Annotated in this window: 2 protein-coding genes; one reads left to right on the top strand and one right to left on the bottom strand. The window is 40.3% G+C overall.

Translation table 11 applies throughout. The features are described from left to right. Positions 1 to 97 precede the first annotated feature (97 nt). Positions 98 to 994 carry a lipoyl synthase gene (gene lipA / locus FJR06_RS05315; RefSeq protein ID WP_015081432.1) on the bottom strand — a complete coding sequence of 299 codons (897 nt, stop codon included), beginning with the start codon at positions 992 to 994 and terminating at the stop codon, positions 98 to 100. 237 nt (positions 995 to 1,231) lie between these two features. On the opposite strand from lipA, the gene FJR06_RS05310 reads away from it, so the two are divergent. Further along, positions 1,232 to 1,810 carry a response regulator gene (locus tag FJR06_RS05310; protein WP_168651011.1) on the top strand — a complete coding sequence of 193 codons (579 nt, stop codon included), beginning with the start codon at positions 1,232 to 1,234 and terminating at the stop codon, positions 1,808 to 1,810. Positions 1,811 to 2,243 lie beyond the last annotated feature (433 nt).

The raw sequence follows: 2,243 nt of genomic DNA, 5'->3' as shown, positions 1-2,243 counted from the left end.
GTAGATATTTTGGTAGATTTGTTGTCCACCATTTTTAATAGCAGTTGGGGCTGTCTCTTATACACATCTAGATGTGTATAAGAGACAGCCCCTACCCCTATTCCTCACCGGCGTGATAGGAACTACGAACCAGGGGACCAGAACGGACGTGATTAAATCCCATTTCCTTGGCTATATTGCCCAGTTCGGTAAATTCGGCTGGAGTCCAATATTTTCGGACGGGTAGATGTTCTAAAGAAGGACGCATATACTGGCCAATGGTGAGGCGATCGCATTTTACAGATCGTAAATCCGCCATTGTCTCAATTAATTCCTCTATTGTTTCTCCATGTCCCACCATCACACCTGACTTTGTGGGAATCTGATGATTCAATTCTTTAACTGTCGCTAATACAGCCAAGGAGCGGTCATATTTTGCCCCTCGGCGCACGGTTGGGGTTAACCTGCGGACTGTTTCAACATTATGGTTAAAACAAGCTGGTTGAGCCTGAATAATCATCGCTAGGCTGTGACGTTGAACTTCTGCACCCCCACTACCCCAAAAATCTGATGTCAGGACTTCAATTTGAGTTTCAGGGTTCAGGTGGCGGATAGTTTCCATTGTTTTGACAAAATGACCTGCTCCGCCGTCAGCTAAGTCATCACGAGCTACAGAAGTTAATACCACATACCGCAACCCTAAAAGTTGTACTGATTCTGCCACCTTTTGGGGTTCTTGTTCATCCAAAGCCATTGGGGCATGACCTTTATCTACTTGACAAAAAGCACAGGCGCGAGTGCAAGTTGGACCCATTAATAAAAAAGTTGCCGTTTTTTGGGCGTAGCATTCACCCCGATTTGGACAACGCCCCTCTTCACAAATTGTGTGGATTTGTCGTTGCTTAATGATACGTTGGACAGTAGAGATTTCACTAGCTTTGCCAAGAGGGCGACGCAACCAGCTAGGCATAGTCATAATTTCTGACTTGATATCAACTTGTTGTGGAGAATTCATATAGTAGCGAATAGGGAATAGGGGGAGGAGAAAGTTCAAAAATGTGTAGTTTAGACAAATATGGTACAAATTGATCAAAACGTCAGTAAAAGTTTCATACAACACTTGCATTTTGAGAATTTGTCTTAGAAAATACTCTTCCCCAATCTACATAAATTTGAGATATAGCGAGAGAATTCTTAAAAGCAGTGGGCAACCAGCCATCTAAACATAAAATTTTTAGGAGAGTAATCAGTTGTGGCAAGTAACAAAATTTTAGTTATTGACGACACTACCGTTGTCAGGGTAAAAGTACGGGAAATGTTAGCTCCGGGTAATTTTGAGGTAATTGAGGCAAAGGATGGGTTGGAAGGATACAATCTGATGCGTCAGGAAAAAGTCAGCTTGATCATGCTGGATTTCCTACTGCCGAAAATGAGTGGTTGGGAGGTTTTCCAGAATATTCAAGCTCAACCAGAGTTACGGAAAATTCCCTTGGTGATCATGTCAGGCCGCAAGGAAGAGGTAACGGAAAAATTTGTAGAACCATTTGAATATTTTGAATTTCTGGGTAAACCTTTTGATCAAAAGCAACTCATTGGGGCTATTAAGTCAGCAATGGTGAAGTCGAAAATTCCCCGTTCAGCCTTAAATACACCTCCAGTTAGTTCTGCAAATCAACAACTCGTTCCAGCCACTGCTGCTGCTAATGGTGTAGATTCATCTGCTGACATCAAATTACTAAATGATAAAATTGTCAAGATGCAAGGAGAAATTGATAGCTTGAAGCAACATCTTCATCAAATTGTGACCTTTATTAAACAGAAAATTAAGTAGTTTTGTCTTTGGTAATAATTCTTGTCATCTGAAATACTTAGTATTAATAACAAGAATAGTCACCTCCAACTTGAAAAAGCTATTATCAGCATTGAGTTTAGGAGCGAGATACTCAGGATGAGATTTCGATCTGTATTCTTTGCGATCAGTTTTATCGCAAGCCTGTCATGGCACATTCAAAATACAACTCAACTTGCAAAAAACAATGAAAGCTCTGTTAAATCTGGGCAAAATTATCTTATTTTTCGACAACGTTCTGCGACAACATCAAAACTGATTTATCTACAGAAAGTAGGGTTTGAGCTAAATTCTGCTATATCTGAATTTTAGCTTAAAAAAGTAGAAGCCCCTCACCTGCCCGATAAGGAAATGAGAGGCTTCTAGCTTCTAAGAGGATGTTTGAAAAGTTTTTAATGTATAAATAAACCCCTCT

Source organism: Dolichospermum sp. UHCC 0352 (assembly GCF_009711925.1).
Taxonomy (GTDB): Bacteria; Cyanobacteriota; Cyanobacteriia; order Cyanobacteriales; family Nostocaceae; genus Dolichospermum; species Dolichospermum lemmermannii.
This window is presented reverse-complemented; position numbering and strand designations above follow the sequence as displayed.

Coding starts and splice junctions, on each gene's coding strand:
- lipA (WP_015081432.1), bottom strand. CDS start 994: ATGAATTCTCCACAACAAGTTGATATCAAGTCAGAAATTATGACTATG.